The organism is Bacillus pinisoli (genome assembly GCF_023036475.1).
In the GTDB taxonomy this organism is placed as follows: domain Bacteria; phylum Bacillota; class Bacilli; order Bacillales; family SA4; genus Bacillus_BS; species Bacillus_BS pinisoli.
The window spans coordinates 25,148-45,913 of the sequence record NZ_JAJQKI010000004.1 but is presented as its reverse complement, the minus strand read 5'-3'; the positions used below and the strand labels follow the sequence as shown (position 1 = coordinate 45,913).

Here is a 20,766-nt window from a genome sequence, read left to right as displayed (position 1 = left end):
AACAGTGAAGGAGCAAATTTTAGTTGTATTACCTCATCCAGATGATGAAGCATTTGGTGCAGCAGGAGTAATCTCTCTTTATACAAAAAGAGGAGTGCCCGTCACATATGCGTGCGCTACCTTAGGTGAAATGGGAAGAAATATGGGGGTTCCTCCATTTGCTAACCGTGAGACTTTGCCTCAAATAAGAAAAATAGAACTAGAAGAAGCTTGTAAAGCGATGGGAATTCAAGATTTGCGCTTATTAGGGTACAGGGATAAAACCCTTGAATTTGAAAAACCAGAAGATGTGGCAGATACAATTCATGCAATACTAGTGGAGCTAGAACCTAGCCTTGTTATTACTCATTATCCTGGTTATGCAGTTCATCCAGATCACGATGCATGTGGTGCCGCTACGATTCTTGCTGTATCCCGTTTACCAAAGGAAAAAAGACCAACAGTTTACGGAATGGCCTTCTCAAAGGACTGCCGTGAAAAATTAGGTGAACCTGATGTTACGATTAATATTGAAGAAGTTGCTACTCAAAAAATAGAAGCGTTAGCCGCACACAAGAGCCAAACAACTCAAATGATGAGCGGTATCCAAGAAAAGCTTAAGGCTGGGGATCCTGATACAAAGCGTTGGTTTTCACAAGAAGTATTCTGGACGTATCATTTCAATGACTAAATCTAGCGAAGAACTTTTTCAAGTATTTAAGCAGTTATGGTCAAATAGAGTATTTGAGGATCATGAGGACGTACTTGCCGTTATGAAGAGAACCATTCAAACAGATTTAAAAGATGAGCTTTCCCATCCCAGAGTACGCTCAACACCACATAAAAAATTTTCGTTAGCTATTAAACGAATCACTCAAACAAATCTTTCGGCAGAAGATCAACTTCAAATTATATCCTTATATTTAGAAGAGTTAGAACATCTATAAATCCGTCCTAGGACGGATTTTTTTCTTTTTTAATTTTGTTTAAAAAATATTAATAGAAAATAGTTATTATGCTTGAAAAACTCTATGTAAAAAGGTTACTTTAGAGATATATATAAACTAGGTAGAGAAAGAGCAGGCGCACTCATGAAAAAATATTTGGTTATACTTTTACTTCTCGCATTAGTCATATATTTATTACCGAAAAGTATTCCTATTTTATTGGCATTGCTTACTGCCATTTTCTTTGAGCCATTGGTGATATATTTACAAAAACAATGGGGCATGAAGAGGCTTGTTGCGGTAATTATTGTTTTTCTGTTTTTTCTTTCCGGTACAGGATTCCTAAGTTATCTAGTGCTAGCAAAGCTTATTGAACAGTTCCTCTTTTTCTCTAAGAATCTTCCTTTCTTACTGGCAAAATTAAATATTCTTATGGCGATGTATATGAACCAGTGGGAAGTTTTTTCCGCTACAGTGCCAAAAGATGTTATTTATAGTATAGAAGGAAGCTTTCGTTCATTAGAAGATTCGATTTTAAATGCTACTTCTAGCTTAACGCAATCCATTCTGGTGTTTATTACGACAATACCTCAATTACTCATTGAAGTATTAGTTTACTTAATTGCTTTTTTCCTGTTCAGCTTAGAATTAAGAAAAATGAAGGTGCAAGTAATCTCTTTCTTCTCACATGAAACCCGCGATAAGTTTTTACTTATGTATCATCAATTAAATAGAGCTGGAATTGGGTTTTTAAAGGCGCAGCTTTTGTTTAGTGTATTAACCTTTGTGTTGGCTTATGGTGGTTTACTTTTATTGAAAGTGGAATATCCAATACTGTTATCCATTGTAATTGTTTTTGTTGATATTTTACCTGTATTAGGTACAGGGTCCGTGTTGGTCCCATATGCTGTGTATTGCTTGATAACGAATCAACAGGATACTGGAATTGGATTATTAATATTATTTGTAGTGATCACGGTAGTTCGTCGTGTCATTGAACCGAAAGTTTATTCTTCAAACATGGGGATTAGTCCAATAGCATCACTTATAAGCATGTATCTAGGTTTTCAGGTGCTTGGTTTCTTGGGGCTAATATTAGGTCCTGTTGTTGTTATCATCTTTGACACGCTAAAAAAAGCAGGGATTATCAAATTTCATTTCAAATTATAAACGCTCATTTGAGCGTTTTTTTATTTTGAATGGACCGAAAGAGTGAGGATGCTACTTACTCACTTTAATAGCCTCGGGCAACTTTAGGATAGATTTAAACATGATAGTAAACCATACTAAAGAGGATATTTCTAATAAAGAGGTTGTAAGCCCAATGGTTTCTATTTTTAGCTTGTTTTTATTGCTCTCCATATTACTTATAGTTAGTACTAAGTACCTTACCAAGAGATTTGACAGTTTTGAGGTATTTATTCTATTCATGTTTACTTCCTATAATTGCCAAAACTTTTTTTATTTGCTCTCATCACCTTATCAACGTTTAAGAGTTGTAGAAGAGCATCTTCCATTTTGGTCCGTTAGACTTCAATATGGCATTATATTCCCTATCCTTTTATTGTGGGTCATGTATGCTTTACGAACTGAAATAAAGCTTTCTCTCAAAATTACAGTATGTTTTTCTTGGGTAGCAGGTGGAGTTTTAATTGAAAAGATATTACTTCTCTTAGGTGTTCTTGTGTCGAATAGTGAGAGTTGGTACCCTTCAATTGATTTTGTCTTAGCCATGATTGTTCTTGTTATTAGTATAACCTTCATGGAAATTTTACGTCCGCTATTAAAGAAAGAAAAGGTGCTTACAGATGATGGAGATATATGAAAAAGTGATTAAGCCGATCCTACCTAAAAAATTTGATGAAAACGAATGGTTTACAATATTTATTACCTTACTAGTTATAGCCTGTGTCTATTATATTACAATGAAAAGTAGAGCTCTTCTTTGGTCACAAATTATCTGTGTCTACCTATTAAACTTACAGTTGACAACATTGGGGGACTATTTTCTAGCAATGCCTCCATATGACTTCTATGACACAATAGATCTCAATAGTGGAGAGTTGTTCGATATATTTCTTCAAAATATTGTCTATCCTGGGACAATACTTTGCTTTATCCATTTCTATAAAAAAAATTCTTCCAATAAAGTGGTTTTTATATTACTAAGTGCCCTAACTTTATTCGTGCTTGAAGTTATAGCCGTATATATTTTTCATCTATACACCTATAATAATTGGAAATTATATTATTCATTCTTTTTCTATCTTTTAGTCATGATCATTAATCTACTGTATTACGAAAAGCTAACCAAGTTTATCGAAAAGAGATTGAATGTATTAAATCACGATCCTCATTTATAGGTCTCTATCGTGACTTAATTATTTAAGTAAGCGGCTCGAAATCTTTGTTACATACTATTAATAATTGTCATTTTCTTCTTCCTAATTAAAGTTGTCAATATGTATATTCATGTAATTATACCCAGTACTGGTTATGATAGGCAGAAAAACTGTTTTCGTATACGTCCCAATCATTCTTCTGAAACACAATGCACATAAGGTGTGACTAATGTAAAAAAACACAATAAAAGTGTGCGAAAACAGCTATAATGAAAGAATAATAATATTGTGGAATTTACGCTTTTCCCTAAAAATATGCAGGTCTATTTTTAAACAGATGGAAAAATAGACCAAAATTATTACAAAAATCCTCGTGCTATGATGAATGCGTAAGAACAAGCAACAGCAAATGAGGAGGAATTCTGATGAAAAAGACAGTGTTATCTTTAGTAGTAGCGGGGTCAGTACTAGTGGCAAGTCCAATTTTAGGTGCTGCACAGCATAACGGACAAGAACAAGTCACCGTACAATCTCGATATGAGGTTTCCGTATCAAATTGGAATGAGCTCATTCAAAGAATGCTTAAACAGTATTATGCAAATCAATCAACTGTAACACAATCAAAGCAAAATGCTACTCAACAAGTACCAATTCAAACAGAACAAACAAAGGTGGAACAACAACCGACTAATCAAACAAGTAAGCCTTCACCAACACAACAGGCTAAACCAACTACAAAGCAAGTCGCGACCTATACAATTAGTCAGTTTGAACAACAAGTGGTTGATTTAACTAATCAAGAACGTGCTAAGTATGGGCTAAAACCTTTATCAATAGATTCAGAGCTTAGTAAGGTTGCAAGGAAAAAGTCTTCTGATATGCAACAAAAAGGTTACTTTTCTCATAATAGTCCAACGTATGGTTCACCTTTTGATATGATGAAGCAATTCGGCATTCAGTACCGAGCGGCTGGTGAAAATATTGCCAAGGGTCAACGTTCTCCCCAGGAAGTTGTACAAGCTTGGATGAACAGTGAGGGACACCGAAAAAATATACTGAGTCAAAACTTTACTCATATTGGTGTAGGACATGTAGAAGGAAATTACTGGACACAGTTGTTTATTGGGAAATAACCACAAATGGTTGAGAAAAGAGTGCTCTTTAATGAGTACTCTTTTTCTTCGGGATATACATTAGTAAACTAATAACTTCACCATCCTACATACGAAATCATTACTATTCCATTTTATTTCCTTATATAATGAGGGTAGACATAAAAAAAGGCTCTTTCCTAAAGATAAATACGTCATTTTATTGCACTGAATAAGCTTAACTTCAGATAAGTAGTCTATAAAGCAACAAAGTGTTAGAAAAGAACCTAACAAAATAATTCCATAAGTGAGGTATATATATGAGTAAAAGAATTGTGTTTACTGGTGGTGGTTCCGCGGGGCATGTCACCTTAAATTTAGCGCTAATTCCATACTTTAAAAAGGAAGGATGGGAAATTAGTTACATAGGTTCTGAAAACGGCATTGAAAGAGAGTTAATTTCTAAAGTTGAGGGAGTAACCTATTATCCTATTGCCACGGGAAAGTTAAGAAGATATTTTGATTTGAAAAATCTAAAAGATCCTTTTAACGTATTAAAAGGAACTTATCAAGCTCACCGTCTTATGAAAAAGTTAAGGCCCTCTATTATTTTTTCAAAAGGAGGATTCGTGTCAGTACCCGTTATTTTGGCAGGGAAACTAAACAAAGTATCCTCGATCATTCACGAGTCTGATGTCACTCCTGGTCTTGCGAATAAAATAGCTATTCCTTTTGCAACAAAGGTTTGTGTAACCTTTAAGGATACAGCACACTATATTAAAGATCGTCACAAAGTGGTACATACTGGTGCCATTGTTAGAAAAGAAATCCGGGAAGGAGATAAAGAGAAAGGGCGTAAGCTTTATCATTTTCACCCCAATAAACCTGTTCTGTTAATTATGGGGGGGAGCTTAGGGTCAAAGAAGATTAATGAGATAATTAGAAACAGCCTATCAGAATTGTTAGCGTTATTTCAAGTTGTTCATATATGTGGCAAGGGAAACGTTAAACATTCGTTACATCAAACTGGATATAAACAGGTAGAATATGTAACAGATGAACTACCTGATGTGTTAGCGATGACTGACATAGTTGTCTCGAGGGCTGGATCTAATTCAATATTTGAATTTCTAGCCTTAAAAAAGCCAATGATTTTAATTCCTCTTACAAAGGAACAAAGTAGAGGCGATCAAATCATTAATGCTGAATCCTTCCGAAAAGAAGGTTATGCAGAGGTTCTACAGGAAGATACATTATCTAAGGAAAAATTAGTTCAAACGTTGACAGATGTGTGGAAGAAAAAAGAAGATTACTTACTGAATATGAACAAATATGAAGGAGACTTTTCGACTGACTCAATAATTTCGTTAATAAAAGAGGTCTCTGAATAGACAGAACTGTGAAGAAACGGTGATGATATGAGAGAAGCTATCCTAATGGACCTAAAAGCTATGGAACTAGAGAACGGGTTCCAAATTATTTATGCATGTGAGGCCGGAAGTCGTATATGGGGCACCCATTCTCATGAAAGTGATTTTGATGTTAGGTTTCTATACCACTATTCATTGGATAAATATTTAGAATTAGATCAGCCGAAGGATACCTTTGAACAATCCTACCACCAGGTTGAGTATGTGGGTTGGGAGCTGGGCAAGGGTCTGAGGTTATTAAGGAAACAAAACCCCTCCATACTAGAATGGATTCATAGTCCTCAGATTTACGTAAATAAAAATAATAGTAAAGAAGATCTAGCCTATTTGCATAAAAGGTTTTTTCATATAAAACCGTTGCTCTATCACTATTACAAGATGGCGGAAGGCAATTATCATTCTTTATGTAAAGGATCTAATCATTCTATAAAGCTACAACTAAATATTATTAGACCTATTTTAGTTTGCCAATGGTTGTTAGAAACAGAGCAATTCCCTCCACTGTCTATCAAGACCTTATTATCTTGCAACTTGCAAGATGAAATTAGACATAAGATCATAAATATGATAATGAATAAAAAACAAGGTCAGTTGAATGTCAACCACCCGGACTCAACCTTACAGGACTGGATGTTAGAGCAACTCAATCAATTGAGTGAAGACATCCAAACAATAGATCCATCACCCTCTTATTCTAATCGAGACTTTACATCAGAAATGAATACCTTATATCAGTCTTTCTTAATGAATAAATATAGGGAGTAAGGCCTTTGTTAAGGGGGGGTACTATGAAGCTATTTATAATAAGTGTAAAGTTACTTCTTTTCAGTTTGTTCCTTTCAGGATGTACTTCTGAAGATCTGGAATTACTACAAAACGAAAGAAATCAGTTGGAAAGAAGAGTTCAAGTGTTAGAACAAGAGGTTGCCGAGCTCAGCAAAAACACACAAAAATTAGCTAACTTGAATGGAACTCTCACTCTTTCCTATTTAGAGAAAAGAGAAACTTATCGGTTTATCCCAGATGAGATTGTACTCCAATTAATACCTCATAATGACTCTATTGCCATTAATAAGGTTAATAAAGGGACTGTTGTAGAAGTCTTTGATTACGTTGATGTTAATGGGGAAATTTGGTTATATGCAGGGATTCCAGTTTTTGATAATCCAGTCAATATGAAAGGGTGGATCAAAGAATCTGACACACAGCTTTACTCCTTAGAAAAGCAGGCGATGGTGATCCAGCCTGTCGTTATTAAAAAAGGCACTTCAGTGTATAAAGTAGAAATTTCTAATCAATCGGAAGCTGTGGAACCTTTTCTGTTGGAGGATGAACAAATTTGCTTTGTCTCCGACCGTCAAGGAGAACATGTGGCATTGGGCTGTGCAGATGATTCTTCCTATATTGTGCATAAACATGAAATCGTTTACCCAGATGTTAAATAAGTCCATCAGAGCACACCTGACTCTTCAATATAGAAAAGTACAGGTGTGCTTTTTATACATGAAATAGAGGATTCTTGTAAATTATAACTTCATAAACAAGGGGGGTTTTTATGTTCGCCGGCTGTCACGTTAGCATAAGAGAAGGGTATCTTGGTGCTGCTAAGGTTGCCTATCAATTAGGTGCCAATGCATTTCAATATTTCCCTAAAAATCCACGGAGCTTGTCGATTAAAGATTATAATCAGCAGGATGCTCAGTTATGTAAGCAATTTTGTAAAGAATACAACATTGTGTCTGTTGCACATACTCCTTATCCAACTAGCTTAACCCCTTCTGAAGAGAAAAGAGAGTTAACTGTTACATCCCTGCTAAATGATTTATCTATTGCTGAAGCATGCGGTTCCATTGGAGTTGTTGTTCACTTTGGTTCTCAAATTGATCCAAACGATCCGTTAAAGGCATATCAGTTAATGATAAGTGTCCTAAATGAGGTACTTAAACAGTGGGATGGTCAAACCTTGCTTTTAATTGAAAATATAGCAGGAAAACCAGGGTCAATGGGGACCACCATTGAGGAATTAGTTCAAATCCGAAATCTTACCGACTACTCTGAAAAAATTGGATTCTGTTTTGATACATGTCATGCTTTTGCAAGTGGAGTATGGGATGGAGACATTCACCAAGCATTTATTGAGAAGGGTTTAGAACATGATTATTTCTCCAATGTCAAAGCCATACACTTAAATAACTCTAAGTACGGTCTCAATTCTGGAAAGGACCGACATGCTGGGATCATGGCAGGTAAAATTAAATCCGAAGCGCTTAAGAACTTGGTTCGTGCCGATGAGGTAAAAGATTTACCATTTATATTAGAAACACCAACAGAGGATCACGGTCAGGAAATTAAGGATATTCGAAGTTTCCAACAAGAGTAAACCAATAAAAAAAGCTATTTCAATAGTGAAATAGCAAAACTTGAAACCCATAAAAACTCCAAAAACCAGATCCCTACACTGTAGTACAGAGGTCGGTCCTTTAAATGGAGAAAGTTGCTCTTTTCTAACAATTATAACGGTTTGATCTATTAGTTTGAAAAGCAACAAAATTCTAGCCTAACTAAACTGCTTTTGATAATTTAGTTGCATACTTTCTTTGGATGAATCGCAATCTGATAAACAGTAATATGGCTCCTGCTGTTAATCCAGAGCTTAATCCTATCCAATACCCGAAGGCAGCAAAGTTCGTGAACGTTGCTAAGACATACCCAGATGGAAGTCCGATAACCCAGAACGAAATAAGAGAAAGGACCAAGGTGGTATTGACATCCTTATAACCTCTCAGGGCACCTTGAATAGGGGCGCCGATTGCGTCTGATAATTGAAAGAAAATCGCATATATAAGAAAGTGCTTAGCCAAATTTATTACTTCCGGATCATTACTATACATTGCTGCAATCGAATCATTAAATAAAACTAAGATAATACCTGTCAGTATTGAAAATCCAATGGCAAGGCCAATCCCCATATAACTGAATTGTTTGGCATCCCCTGTTCGTTTAGCTCCAATTTCATATCCGACACAAATCGTTAGTCCCATTGAAATGCTTAATGGGATCATATAAAGAAAAGAAGCGAAGTTTAACGCGATTTGGTGGGCAGCAATCGTAATCGTATCATAATTACTCATAAGTAATGTTACAGCTGAGAAGATACTCGTCTCAAAGAAAATAGAAAAGCCTATAGGCACTCCAATAAGTAATATTTCCTTCCATTTCGCAAAAGATATTTTGTAAAAAGTCCTGAAAATTTGATACTCCACAAACGGTGATCTCTTTGCAATCATCCAGATGGCAATTCCAAAAATACACCAATACGTAATAGCAGAAGCATATCCTGCTCCTACTCCACCAAGGCGAGGAAATCCAAATTTGCCGAAAATTAATATGTAATTAAAGATCGCATTAATAGGTAGTGAGGTTAACGTAATAAACATGGTCATTTTCGTTTGACCTAGGGCATCCATAAATGAGCGGAGCACCGAGTACATAAATAATGGAATCATACCGATAGAAAGACCAATTAAATAATGAAAAGCAACTCTACTAACTTCAGGGTCAAGCTTCATTCCGTGCAATATAGGCTTTAATACAATGGCTCCAACCAAGAAAATAATAAACGGAATGATTATTGATAAATATAGACCTTGTACAATGGTATTAGGGACTTCTTTTCCCTTTTTTCCACCAATTAATTGAGCAACAATGGGGGTAATGGCTAGTAAAATTCCGCTTAAACCGGTATAAATTGGCACCCATAAACTCGAACCAATTGCTACTCCGGCTACATCAGAAGAACCAGCTCGTCCAGACATCATCACATCAAGGAAATTCATGGCAAAGAGTCCAAGTTGTGTAATTAAGATTGGATACACAATCTTGCTAAATAATAAGGATTTATCTCTTAAACTGTTAGTCTGGTACATAGTCGCTCCTTCATTCATTCTTCTCAAATAAATTGAATTATAACATAAAACATGTAGTTGAATAAACTTTCGTGTGGCGAAATAATTTTCGAGGTGTTATATTTAATATGGAAGAAAGTTTACAGGAACGGGGAAAGAATAATGTGGAAAAACAGAAATGTTTGGATATTACTCATAGGGGAATTTATAGCAGGTATCGGATTGTGGACGGGAATTATCGGAAATCTTGAGTTTATGCAAATGCATGTACCATCTGATTTCATGAAGTCCCTTATTTTATTTACAGGCCTGCTTGCAGGGGTAATAGTTGGACCCTTAGCAGGTAGAGTAATAGATTCATCAAATAAAAAGAAGGTACTCATATACTCGGGCTTTGGTAGAATGATTAGTGTTTTATTTATGTTTTTAGCGATTCATTATGAGTCTATTTGGTGGATGGTTTGCTTTATGATCGCGATCCAACTCTCTGCGGCTTTTTATTTTCCTACCATTCAAGCATTAGTTCCAATTGTTGTGGCAGAAAAAGACCTCCTGCAGATGAACGGTGCACATATGAATGTAACGACTATATCTAGAATTATTGGTACAGCACTTGCAGGTGCAATGCTTGTAGTGATAAGTCTTTATTCATTATACTTGGCTTCATTTATCGCATATGGGTTATTACTATTATCTACGTTTTGGCTAAAGGTTGATGAAGAAAACACAGAAAGCGACAAGAATAAAAAGAACAAAAAAGCTGCCAGCTTTAAAGAAGTAGTTCCTATCTTAAAGGGCACACCAATAGCTATGACTGCGTTAATTTTAACAGTCATACCTATGCTATTTCTAGGTGGATTTAACCTAATGGTCATTGAAATTAGTGAATTGCAAAACGATTCCACGATAAAAGGGTTAATCTATACGGCAGAGGGGATCAGCTTTATGCTGGGAGCTTTTTTAGTAAAGAGAGTCACGGAAAAGTTTAATCCTGTTACACTCATGTTTATTTTTACGACGCTTGTTGCGTTTACTCAGCTGTCGCTCTATTTTGCAGATAGTAAATTGCTATCATTAATTTCATTTGGTGTATTTGGCTTTGCTCTTGGATTTTTCTTTCCAATTGCATCGACCATTTTCCAAACAAAAATTCCAAAGGAATTTCATGGACGTTTCTTCTCCTTTAGAAACATGTTAGACCGAGTGATGTTCCAAGTTGTTCTCCTTGCGACTGGATTATTCCTTGATACGATCGGGTTCCATTACATGGTATTAGTATTTGGTACACTTTCCTTAGGATTAATTGCTTATTTCTCTATAAAACATTCCAAATCAGTAGTTAGTGAACCTAGATTAAAGGAACAACAATTATAAACATGCTCGTTTCCCCTAATTAATTTAGGGGATTTTTTTATCTCAGAATTAAAGAGTTATACCCTAAAATGATAACCATTTCTTATTTGTTAAATGGTGTGGTATATGAAATAATGGGAAAGACAAGATTATTTATTGGAGTGTTTATTATTGAAATACATCATCTTTCTGCTAGGTTTAGGAGCTGTTCTATTTTTCTTCTTCGCTTCAAGCAGTGACAATACAAATCAACCTCAAAGACAAGACATAAATATAGAAAATGAAAAGAGTATGGAAGCTTCTGGTATACCATTCAGTGAACATATCTTTTTTCAGCCTTTACAAGAACCGATTTTCCACTTACATGGGTTAGGTTATCCCAATAACCAAGGTGCATTATTTCTTGCCACTCATCACGGTTTAAAGGTTTTTTATAACGGACAATGGTTAGAAACTCGGGGGAATAACCATGATTACATGGGTTTCCAAGCTACAGCTGATGGCTTTTATACAAGTGGTCACCCAGAGGAAGGAACCGAACTTGCGAATCCGATAGGACTCATGAAAAGTGAGGATCTAGGAGAAACCTTAGAAAAGGTAAGCTTCTACGGAGAATCAGACTTTCATCACTTATCAGCGGGATACTTCACGCAAAGTATTTATGTTGTAAACACGGTTCCTAATAGTCAGATTGAAACGGGATTATATTATTCAACTGACGGTGGTACTAGTTGGGAAAATAGTCGGCTAGAGGGTCTTCCGCTAACTTCAGCTCACTCTATCGCAACACACCCCAGATTGGCAAAAACAGTAGGGATCTCAACGCCAGAAGGGCTTTATCTCTCTCATAACAAGGGGAACTCTTTTTCACTAGTATCAGAAGAGATTCCGGTAGGGGCTGTATTCATTAAAGAAGAGTCTATACTGTATGTTGTAGAGGATGGAAACAATCGCATGCTTTTAGAGCAACCATTAGAATCTGATGATACTAAAGAGATACCTCTACCCTCATTAAAAGAGGATGAATCCATTCTTTATTTAGCCGTAAGTCCAATTAATGAAGAAGAGATTAGCTTTTCTACTGATAAAGGGAATGTTTGGACGACAACTAATTACGGTAATAGCTGGTCAAATATTTTAGTTGAAGGAAATGTACCATAGAAGCTCTCAGGGCGAGGGTTTCTTTTTTTATTTTTGGCTCTGTTAAAATTCAGTGTTGATTTTCGTTTCGGGACACTCGCTTACCGCGGGCGGGTTCTGGAGCCTCCTCGGCGCTTCTCGCCTGTGGGGTCTCCCTTACCACGCTCTCCCGCAGGAGTCTCGCATCCCTTCACTTCAATCAACAGTGCAAAAATCAACAATATCCTTTAACACAGCCTTATTTTTAGTAGTTTTTTCCGAAGATATTTTTAGTTGGTCTAATCCATACTAAAAGTAATTCAGACAAGGAGGCGATCCTATGACAAAGCGTAACATTAAAACGAAATCTGGTCTTCAAAGTGCGAAGTCTATTACTAGTCCTGAATTCTCAAAAGAGTTAACAAACGATACCAATAAAGCTGTTGAGAAAACAAGACCTCAATAACATCTGACCGGGGAAATTCCGGTCTTTTTTTGTATAAGAAATTATAAGGTTTTTATTATGTACACCTTATTCCAGCCCAAAGCCCACGCCGTCAACAACCCCATAAGAAGAAAACTTTAAACGTGCATGAAGAAGACAGAATGATTTCAATTTCTCCATCATATGATGAAGCAGGAAGATGGAGGAGGGAATTAGATGACAGAAGGGATCAGGGAGAGTTATCTATCGGAGGAACTGTTGGAAAGATATGTATTACTTATTAAACAATCTAAAGCTGCTAAAGAAGAAATGGACAAGATAAAACAGGTGTTCCATTCTTATTTCGATGAGCAAACGGGAGTGAATTGCAAAGCAGAGGTTACAGTTGGTGATTACTTTATCCAACGTCAAATCCGTATATCTGAAAGTTATGATGAAGCAAGGACGGTTCAATATCTTGAAGAAGAAAATTTAAAAGAATGTATACAGCTTGTCAAAAGACCGGATGAACAAAAGATAGATGCCGCTATTCAGTTAGGCTTACTGAATGACAAGAAAATAAATGAGTTAAAAGTAAGTAAATCTACCCAGGCAATATCTGTAAAAAAAATAAAATAGTCTAGTTGTCCTATCTTATTATATGGAACGTGTGTTCTGATTGTTGGTGTGATATACTATTTATACAACATTTTAGTTCTAAAAGGGCGGTCGGCTAACCCCAACATGAAAGGGGGTGATGCCTATGACAATTTTTGAAAGCTTGGTAATCATGCTTTCTTTTGCGTCATTAGTTGTTGCGATACTAAATTCTTCGAACAACAACAAAAAATAGACCTCCCTTATCCGTTAAAGAGGGTGAGGTCTATTCTTTAGAGTAATGGCCGATCCCATTTTGGACCGAATGTTGTAGACCGTAAGTGCAGCAACACTTATGGTCTTTTTTATTGTATTCTAATTATATGTAATCATAACATAAAATATCAATTTTGACACGAATTTTGAGTGCAGCTATTTCTTTTAAATTACTTAACTTTTGTGTATGATAAATTAATGAATAGATTTTTCAGGAGGATGAATATGATTCATTTAGATTGGAAAGAGAGAGAAACTGTAAAAAAGGTAAGATGCATACATACAAATGCTGAAAAATATATGGTGTCAAATGTATTAACAGTCGACAAGGTGTATGAAGTTAAGAATGAAACCGAAGAATTTTATTTTCTTGTAGATAACACAGGAACAGTTGGCGGTTTTTATAAAGATTATTTTGAGGATGTTCAATAAATCGAGAAGCTATTGACTATGTCAGTAGCTTTTTGTTGTTATTTGTTGAGCAACTTGGAACTAACTAGGGAGCATATGCCTTTTGCTTAAAAAAACTAGGAATTTATACAATTACATTGTTATTTCTCCAGTAAGAGTTTATCTTCTCCACTTTCCTAGCCTTAGTTTTTTATACTTAACCAACTGAGATTACCGGACAAATCGGTAGTCTTTCATGTGGTAAAGTGTTGTTACAATTGACTTTTTACACATTTTTTGGTATTATTATCATTCTGGTTTTAAATATTCTGTAAAAAGAGGGACGGCATGAAAACAGAATCTACTAAAGATAAAATATTGTCAAGAAGAACCTTTGCAATCATTTCCCACCCGGATGCAGGGAAAACAACTTTAACTGAACAGTTACTGTTGTTTGGTGGTGTCATTCGCGATGCGGGGACGGTTAAAGGGAAGAAAACAGGTAAATTTGCAACATCAGATTGGATGGAAATTGAAAAGCAACGTGGAATTTCAGTTACATCCAGTGTCATGCAATTTCAATATAAAAATAGAAACATTAACATATTAGATACACCTGGACATCAGGATTTTAGTGAGGACACTTATCGTACTTTAACGGCGGTTGATAGTGCAGTCATGGTCATTGATTCAACAAAAGGGATTGAGGACCAGACGATTAAGCTTTTCCAAGTTTGTCGTAAACGTGGAATACCGATCTTCACCTTTATGAATAAACTTGACCGTATTGGTAAGGATCCTCTTGAACTGTTGGCTGAGCTTGAAGAAGTTCTTGGAATTGAATCGTATCCAATGAACTGGCCAATTGGTATGGGGAAGGAATTCTTAGGAGTATATGATCGATTTTATAACCGAATTGAACAAGTTCGTGTAGAAGAGAAAGATAGATACATTGATCTTGATGAAGAGGGTAGAGCTCCTGAGTCAGCTGCAATTACACAGTCAGGTCTATATGACAAATGTTTAGAGGAAATTGAATTATTAAGCGAAGCGGGTAATGAATTCTCTGAGGAAAGAATTCTAAATGGTGAATTAACTCCTGTATTCTTTGGTAGTGGATTAACTAATTTTGGTGTCCAGACCTTCTTGGATACGTATGTCGAGCTAGCGCCTCCACCTCAACCACGTCATTCAACTGAGGGAGAAATCGAGCCCACAGAAGAAGCGTTTTCTGGGTTTATTTTTAAGATTCAAGCAAACATGAATCCAGCCCACCGTGATCGAATTGCCTTTTTACGAATTTGCTCAGGTAAATTTGAAAGAGGAATGAATGTCACCGTTGCAAGAACGGGCAAGCAGGTTAAACTATCTCAGTCTACTCAATTTATGGCAGATGACCGTCATACGGTTGATGAGGCTGTGGCAGGAGATATTATTGGGTTATATGATCCAGGAACGTATCAAATTGGTGATACATTAATTGGAGGAGGAAAGGCGCAATTTCAATATGATCGACTTCCTCAGTTTACACCAGAACTCTATATAAAAGTTACAGCGAAGAACGTTATGAAGCAAAAGCAATTCCAAAAAGGACTTACTCAACTTGTACAAGAAGGAGCCATCCAGCTCTTCCGTTCTTTACACTTAGAGGAATATATTTTGGGGGCTGTTGGTCAACTTCAGTTCGAAGTATTTGAGCACAGAATGAAAGGTGAATATAACGTAGATATTACGATCCAGCCGATGGGTTCAAAAATAGCAAGATGGGTGGAAGGAGAAGTCTCTGAAAATCTATCTAGCTCTAGAAGTTTATTAGTACGGGATCGCTATGAGAATAAGGCATTCTTATTTGAAAATGATTTTGCACTTAGATGGTTCCAAGAAAAGAATCCAGATGTAAAGCTCTATAACCCAATGGAGGTTTAACCAACCTTTCGTTTTCCATTCAAAATGCTGAAAGGAGATCGTTCATGTCCTTAACGGAACACCCGGATTATCAAAAAGAAGTTAAGCGTTTATTGTTTACAAGAAACTATATTGAATCAATAATCATTGCGACAGAATCCTCTAAAGAAAACTACCGTGAAAAGATTACTGAAGCATTTGAAGATCTTGATTGGATGGACAGCAGTCTAAATTACACCAACATCCTAACTAATGCTCAGTTCTTACAACGTTCTGCTGAAGAGGTGCGAAACTTAAAGAAAATTCGACCAAAACCGTATTTTGCGAGAATCAACTTTAAACATCAAGATCGACAAGATGAGGAAATTCTATATATAGGTAAAGCTTCTGTGTTTGACCGGGAAACTCAAGAGCCTATTATTGTAGACTGGAGATCTCCGATAGCAAATGTATATTATGATGGAAGACTGGGGCAAGTAGAATATTTGGCTGAAGGAGAAACATACGAAGGTTATCTTTCTTTAAAAAGGCAATATGAAATTGAGGAAGGTACACTTGTTAGTTACCGTGATGTTGATCTAACAACAAATGATGAATTGCTTCAAGATTCACTGGCGAAAAGCTCTGATAATCGCCTTAGCGAAATTGTTTCCACTATACAGGGTGAGCAAAATGAGATTATTCGGGCGGATTTAAACCGCCCGATTATTGTTCAAGGGGCAGCAGGAAGTGGAAAAACAACCATTGCTTTACATCGAATCTCTTACTTTATCTATACACTTGGCCAAGAGTTTGATCCTGAAAAAATGATGGTTATTGCACCTAACCGTTTATTTATTGATTATATTTCTGAGGTGCTACCTGAACTTGGGGTAGACCAAATTAGACAAACGACCTATATTGACTATGTGCAGCAATGTGTAGGTAAGAAAATTAAGGTCATTCCTCAAGAAAAGAAATTAGTAGCAATGGTACAGAGTGATAAAGAAACGGTAGAGAAGATAAAATGGATTTCTGAGTTTAAAGGATCTTTTCAATATCAAAAGATGCTGGATCAATATATGAACGATGTGAAAAGTAGTTTTTACCCAACTGCTGATTTTTCTGTTGAAAAATTTAGATTAATGACCGCCAAGAAACTTACTTATCTTTTTCAAAGGGAATATCATTATTTACCTTATTACAGAAGACTTGATAGAATCAAGCAAGTACTGCAAGGTGATGTGAGACGTAAGAAAAAGCAAATGCTGCACAAGGTTGAGTCCATATATGAACATAAACTAGATGTTGCATTATCGATAAAAAATCCATTAAAACGAAGAATAACGGTTTCTTCTTGTATGGATGAAAAAGAAGTGAGGCTTGTTCAATTAAATAAAGAAATTAGAACAGCTGTTACAAGTTTTATGAAACACTATCCTAAAAAAACGCTATTTGACTATTACCAAGAATTTTTTCAACCGGAGAATTTTTTAGCATTATCAAAAGGAATCTTATCAGACGAGCAAGCACTCGAATTCCTTGATTACCAAAGCCAATACTTACAAAAGAATACATATGAAATGGAAGATTTAGCTTCGTTATTATACTTGCAACATTATTTATATGGGGTTAATCCCGAATTAAAGGCCAAAAATATTGTAATTGATGAAGCTCAAGATTATAGTTATTTTCAATTCTCAGCGTTAAAAGCTTTATTAGGGACCGATATGTTTACGATTGTTGGTGACCTTGCTCAAGGAATTCATTCGTATCGTGGTATGACAGATTGGAATGAATTAGTAACGAAAGTTTTCCCGCGAGCTAACTATAAGTTATTGCAAAAAAGCTACCGAACAACAGTTGAAATTATGGAGGCTGCGAATGTTATTCTTGGTCTCATGCCAGAAAGTATTCCAAAGGTTGAACCGGTTGTTCGACATGGCCAAAAACCATTATTTATACAAGTTGTAGATAAACTTAGTATGGTAGAGTCAATAGTAGAGAAAATTAACGAACAGCTTCTAGAAAATAATAAAACCTTTGCGATCATAACGAAGTCCGAACGCGATGCGAAGGCACTTCATGTTGAGTTTAATAAGCGTGGTCAAGTAGAAACTAGTTTATTAGTTGGAATAGAGACAATGGAAACTAGTAAGGTCGTCATTGTTCCTTCCTATATTGCGAAGGGGTTAGAGTTTGATAGTGTTTTTGTGGTGAGTGTTGAAGATCCGTTTACAGAGACAGATGTTGATATTAAACTACTATATGTAGCAATGACAAGACCTTTACACCGTTTAACTCTGTTGGCAAAGGAAAAAAAGAATCTTTTAATAAATTGGATAGACAATGAGCTTATAGATAATGTAGTGTGAGTACAGTTCAATTATCCATTTTTGCAAAGAGAAACGAAATAAGTGGGAGGGAATACCTCCCACTTATTTATTATTCTTTTAATTGCATCAAACCCTTGCTTTGTTAGTCGGAGGTCTATATTTTAAGTTACATAATTTTGGGGGAATATGGAGTGTTAGATCTCTCAATAAACCGGAATAGTAGCAAGAAAAGTATGCAGACTACTCAGTAAGAATTAATTCTAATTCTTAATCGGAGCAGTGAGGTGGTGAAAAAGATGGCTGAAAATAAGAAAAACAAATCAAAACAGCATAATACTGCACTCCCTAAAGCTGATGTTGAGTTTGCAGAGGAAAGAGGAAATGGTTTTGAAAAGGTAGCGTTAAAAGCTTTAAGAGCTCAGAAGAAGTAACACAAAAAGGGACAGTTGATTTGTCCCTTTTAGCCATGTGATAGAATATGTTAAGTTACTTTACTACAATATAACCTATCATTGGTCCGTTATGATCTGCATCTGGATGAGCGGTGCAGATTAATCGATAAGTGCCTTCTTTTGAGAATTTTAATGTAAGAATGGTCTCTTTTCCCTTTTCAACTACACCTTTTGCGTTGGTCCCCTCGATGATAAAAGGATGTTCTTTTCCATTCACGCCAAGAATACTTAGTTTAATCTCTTCTTCTTTTGGTACAACAATGGTCCCTGGATCAAATCGATATGATTCAATCTCATTTCCTGAGTCATCTTCTGAAGAGAATTCCCCTGTTACCATATGAAAGGTATATAAATCATGAGTAGGAGATGTTTCCCCATCAACGGGTAATGCATTCGGCCTAAAAAACAGTAAACTGCACATGACTAACACGAAACATAACGCACTATAAATAATCCAAGAACGTTTAATAATGACAAATTTCATCCCTTGTCCTCCTTTCCATCTTTTATATATCTATGTGAGAGGAAAAGGGAATTGTCCTACTTTTTAAAGTATTCTACTTAAAAACTTATTTAGTCTTATCAGAAAGAGAAGTGTTTTTAAATTCCCAATACTGTACTTGAGGTAATCCGAGTAATTGCCAAGCTTCATGTACAAGAGAACCACCTACAAAGCAAACAAACTGCCAATCTATATGATTCATTCTTCTCGCCCCCCAATTTGGACTCTTTCCAGTATTAAAAGTGACAATCTATACAATAATGACCTTTACACTAAGATACAATTGACCTAAGTTGTACTATGTTAAATATTTCTTTACAAGTTATTTGAACGGGAGTATGATATCTGACAGAAACTTAATAATTTAAAGAATTGAGATGCTGTATGAAGAATAACAAGTATATAAAATTGAATCCTTCTCAACTACTTGTTTTAGTTTTCGGCGTATTTATTATTCTGGGTACGATTTTACTGAAACTACCGATTTCCACACATACCTCCATTACATGGCTAGATGCTTTATTTACTTCCACTTCTGCTATGACGGTTACGGGTTTAGTGGTGTTTGATACGGGGACAGTTTACACAACTTTTGGTGAAGTGGTTATATTATGTCTCATTCAAACAGGTGGCTTAGGAATTATGTCATTTGCTGTCCTCATCTTTATTGTGTTAGGTAGGAAAATCGGTATGAAGGAAAGACTTCTAGTGCAACAGGCTCTTAATCAAACCTCATTGGGTGGAGTCGTTAATCTGGTAAAGTACTTATTCATCTTTTCTTTTTCGATTGAATTAATCGCCATGATGCTTTTATCTTTTAGATGGGTTCCTGAATACGGTTGGGGAAAGGGGTTATATTACAGCCTTTTCCATTCTGTTTCAGCGTTCAATAACGCTGGATTTGGATTATGGCCCGATAACTTAATAGGTTACGTAGGGGATCCTGTCGTTAATATCGTCATTTCCCTACTATTTATAATTGGTGGAATTGGGTTTACTGTCTTATTAGATTTTAAAAGTAAGAGAAGCTTAAAGCGGTTAAGTCTTCATACAAAACTTATGGTTTGGGGTACTTTATGTATTAATGTATTCGCTATGCTTGCCATTTTCCTTATCGAGTATGGAAATCCTCATACATTTGGATTACTTTCCTTTGGAGAAAAAATCTGGGCATCTTATTTTCAAGCGGTTGCCCCAAGAACAGCGGGGTTTAATACAGTGGATTTGGCAGCGTTAAAAGAGCCGACAATCTTATTAATCATTATTCTAATGTTCATCGGAGCAGGAAGTGCTTCTACTGGTGGGGGAATTAAACTAACAACCTTTATTCTAATTATTTTTAGTGTTCTCTCATTTATAAGGGGACGAGAAGATCTTGTTATTGGTAGAAGAACAATTAAGGAGCGCTTAATTGTAAAATCACTTGCTATTACAGTGGTATCACTGTTATTTGTGGTGGTAGGAATATTTATTTTAAGTATTACCGAAAAGGCTCCTCTATTGTATATATTCTTTGAAGTAGTATCAGCTTTTGGAACAGTCGGTCTAACTCTAGGATTAACCTATTCCTTGACGCCAATAGGAAAGTTAGTGATAATTGTCATCATGTTTTTAGGGAAGTTAGGTCCTTTAACAATGGTGTATTCATTAGGTAATCCTAAGAAAGAAAAAATTAAATACCCGAGTGAAGATGTTTTAACAGGTTGATAAGGGAGTGCACCTTTTTCCTTGTAGGCTCA

At 35.8% G+C, this 20,766-nt stretch carries 23 protein-coding genes; 20 read left to right on the top strand and 3 right to left on the bottom strand.

From position 1 onward, the window contains the following. Positions 1–4: 4 nt before the first annotated feature. From bshB2 to LT143_RS06975, 10 genes are all read left to right on the top strand, one after another. On the top strand, positions 5–670 hold the full coding sequence (gene bshB2, locus LT143_RS07020) for a bacillithiol biosynthesis deacetylase BshB2 (protein ID WP_246941657.1): 666 nt from the start codon (positions 5–7) through the stop codon (positions 668–670). Continuing rightward, on the top strand, positions 663–926 hold the full coding sequence (locus LT143_RS07015; RefSeq protein WP_246941655.1) for a hypothetical protein: 264 nt from the start codon (positions 663–665) through the stop codon (positions 924–926). The genes bshB2 and LT143_RS07015 overlap by 8 nt, the downstream gene beginning before the upstream one ends. Positions 927–1,070: 144 nt before the next feature. After that, positions 1,071–2,096 (top strand): sporulation integral membrane protein YtvI, encoded by a 1,026-nt coding sequence (ytvI, locus tag LT143_RS07010; RefSeq protein WP_246941652.1) that lies wholly within the window; start codon positions 1,071–1,073, stop codon positions 2,094–2,096. Positions 2,097–2,355: 259 nt separating this feature from the next. After that, on the top strand, positions 2,356–2,751 hold the full coding sequence (locus LT143_RS07005) for a hypothetical protein (RefSeq protein ID WP_246941650.1): 396 nt from the start codon (positions 2,356–2,358) through the stop codon (positions 2,749–2,751). Continuing rightward, the gene (locus LT143_RS07000; protein WP_246941648.1) at positions 2,735–3,289 is read left to right on the top strand and encodes a hypothetical protein; all 555 of its coding nucleotides are present in this window, start codon (positions 2,735–2,737) and stop codon (positions 3,287–3,289) included. Before LT143_RS07005 ends, LT143_RS07000 begins: the two co-directional genes overlap by 17 nt. Before the next feature lie 404 nt (positions 3,290–3,693). Further along, a complete protein-coding gene (locus LT143_RS06995) occupies positions 3,694–4,401 on the top strand; it encodes a CAP domain-containing protein (RefSeq protein ID WP_246941646.1) in 708 nt (235 codons plus the stop codon). Between the two features lie 278 nt (positions 4,402–4,679). Beyond that, positions 4,680–5,750, top strand: a complete 1,071-nt coding sequence (locus tag LT143_RS06990) for an undecaprenyldiphospho-muramoylpentapeptide beta-N-acetylglucosaminyltransferase (protein WP_246941644.1) — start codon at positions 4,680–4,682, stop codon at positions 5,748–5,750. A 27-nt stretch (positions 5,751–5,777) separates the two neighbouring features. Continuing rightward, entirely contained in the window at positions 5,778–6,554 is a 777-nt protein-coding gene (locus LT143_RS06985) for a nucleotidyltransferase domain-containing protein (RefSeq protein WP_272495719.1), read from the top strand. A gap of 23 nt (positions 6,555–6,577) precedes the next feature. Further along, on the top strand, positions 6,578–7,234 hold the full coding sequence (locus LT143_RS06980; RefSeq protein WP_246941640.1) for a hypothetical protein: 657 nt from the start codon (positions 6,578–6,580) through the stop codon (positions 7,232–7,234). A gap of 110 nt (positions 7,235–7,344) precedes the next feature. After that, positions 7,345–8,169, top strand: coding sequence for a deoxyribonuclease IV (locus tag LT143_RS06975; protein ID WP_246941638.1), 825 nt, complete (start codon positions 7,345–7,347; stop codon positions 8,167–8,169). Positions 8,170–8,350: 181 nt separating this feature from the next. Here the strand turns inward: LT143_RS06975 and LT143_RS06970 are convergent, their stop codons facing one another. Then, positions 8,351–9,715, bottom strand: coding sequence for an MATE family efflux transporter (locus LT143_RS06970; protein ID WP_246941636.1), 1,365 nt, complete (start codon positions 9,713–9,715; stop codon positions 8,351–8,353). 141 nt (positions 9,716–9,856) lie between these two features. Here LT143_RS06970 and LT143_RS06965 point away from each other — a divergent pair, with 141 nt between their 5' ends. The 9 genes from LT143_RS06965 (at position 9,857) to LT143_RS20370 (ending at position 18,504) form a co-directional block, all read left to right on the top strand. Further along, positions 9,857–11,068, top strand: coding sequence for an MFS transporter (locus tag LT143_RS06965; RefSeq protein ID WP_246941634.1), 1,212 nt, complete (start codon positions 9,857–9,859; stop codon positions 11,066–11,068). Positions 11,069–11,218: 150 nt separating this feature from the next. After that, positions 11,219–12,208, top strand: a complete 990-nt coding sequence (locus LT143_RS06960) for a F510_1955 family glycosylhydrolase (RefSeq protein WP_246941632.1) — start codon at positions 11,219–11,221, stop codon at positions 12,206–12,208. A gap of 298 nt (positions 12,209–12,506) precedes the next feature. After that, a complete protein-coding gene (locus LT143_RS20380; protein WP_272495718.1) occupies positions 12,507–12,632 on the top strand; it encodes a hypothetical protein in 126 nt (41 codons plus the stop codon). A 195-nt stretch (positions 12,633–12,827) separates the two neighbouring features. Further along, the gene (locus tag LT143_RS06955) at positions 12,828–13,229 is read left to right on the top strand and encodes a hypothetical protein (protein WP_246941630.1); all 402 of its coding nucleotides are present in this window, start codon (positions 12,828–12,830) and stop codon (positions 13,227–13,229) included. 118 nt (positions 13,230–13,347) lie between these two features. Continuing rightward, positions 13,348–13,443, top strand: coding sequence for a putative holin-like toxin (locus LT143_RS20715; RefSeq protein WP_418909809.1), 96 nt, complete (start codon positions 13,348–13,350; stop codon positions 13,441–13,443). A gap of 245 nt (positions 13,444–13,688) precedes the next feature. Continuing rightward, positions 13,689–13,895 (top strand): DUF6501 family protein, encoded by a 207-nt coding sequence (locus tag LT143_RS06950; protein ID WP_246941629.1) that lies wholly within the window; start codon positions 13,689–13,691, stop codon positions 13,893–13,895. Between the two features lie 306 nt (positions 13,896–14,201). Continuing rightward, on the top strand, positions 14,202–15,779 hold the full coding sequence (locus tag LT143_RS06945; protein WP_246941627.1) for a peptide chain release factor 3: 1,578 nt from the start codon (positions 14,202–14,204) through the stop codon (positions 15,777–15,779). Between the two features lie 44 nt (positions 15,780–15,823). After that, positions 15,824–18,112, top strand: coding sequence for an RNA polymerase recycling motor HelD (gene helD / locus LT143_RS06940; RefSeq protein WP_246941625.1), 2,289 nt, complete (start codon positions 15,824–15,826; stop codon positions 18,110–18,112). Between the two features lie 257 nt (positions 18,113–18,369). Then, positions 18,370–18,504: a hypothetical protein gene (locus LT143_RS20370; RefSeq protein WP_272495716.1), complete on the top strand. Its 135-nt coding sequence runs from the start codon at positions 18,370–18,372 to the stop codon at positions 18,502–18,504. A 55-nt stretch (positions 18,505–18,559) separates the two neighbouring features. Here the strand turns inward: LT143_RS20370 and LT143_RS06935 are convergent, their stop codons facing one another. Further along, complete coding sequence (locus tag LT143_RS06935) at positions 18,560–19,009, bottom strand: cupredoxin domain-containing protein (protein WP_246941623.1); 450 nt, start codon at positions 19,007–19,009, stop codon at positions 18,560–18,562. Positions 19,010–19,094: 85 nt separating this feature from the next. Beyond that, entirely contained in the window at positions 19,095–19,229 is a 135-nt protein-coding gene (locus LT143_RS20365; protein ID WP_272495715.1) for a hypothetical protein, read from the bottom strand. 182 nt (positions 19,230–19,411) lie between these two features. Here LT143_RS20365 and LT143_RS06930 point away from each other — a divergent pair, with 182 nt between their 5' ends. Then, positions 19,412–20,734, top strand: coding sequence for a TrkH family potassium uptake protein (locus LT143_RS06930; RefSeq protein ID WP_246941621.1), 1,323 nt, complete (start codon positions 19,412–19,414; stop codon positions 20,732–20,734). The last annotated feature ends 32 nt before the right edge of the window (positions 20,735–20,766 follow it).